General features: G+C 50.3%; 1 protein-coding gene. It reads right to left on the bottom strand.

Going from position 1 to position 451, the window contains the following annotated elements; translation table 11 throughout:
- Positions 1-262: 262 nt before the first annotated feature.
- Positions 263-451: FKBP-type peptidyl-prolyl cis-trans isomerase (locus F7Q90_RS26045; RefSeq protein WP_211369711.1), on the bottom strand; the 189-nt coding region annotated here is incomplete at its 5' end.

Genomic DNA, 451 nt, shown 5'->3' with positions numbered 1-451 from the left:
CTTTTCAGGAGCCTGTCGTTATGTTTTCAGGGCAGGCTCATTATTTACGCGGATGATTAAATTAATACAGTGAGGGTTCCTCTTTCCAGTACTAATTTACTCGTCTATTTCAGGCTGTATATGCGTTGGCGGTAACTCAGCCGACGGTATCGCCCTTAACGACCAGCGCAAACGCCGTTACCCGCAAATCAAATTATGGTGAGTAATATATCCGGCCTGCATAAAAAAAACCGCCGCTATAACAAGCGGCGGCTCTCAGTTTTTATTTTTTAGCAGCATCTGCGGCTTTAGCGTCAGCCGCATCGGCAGGTTTAGCATCCGCTTTCGGCGCTGGTTTGATATCCAGCAGCTCTACGTCGAACACCAGGGTGGAGTTCGCCGGGATACCCGGAACGCCCGTTTTGCCGTAGGCCAGCGCCGGTGGGATAACCAGCTTAATCTTGCCGCCTTT

The sequence above is a fragment of the Pantoea stewartii subsp. stewartii genome, from assembly GCF_008801695.1.
Lineage (GTDB): Bacteria > Pseudomonadota > Gammaproteobacteria > Enterobacterales > Enterobacteriaceae > Pantoea > Pantoea stewartii.
This window is presented reverse-complemented; position numbering and strand designations above follow the sequence as displayed.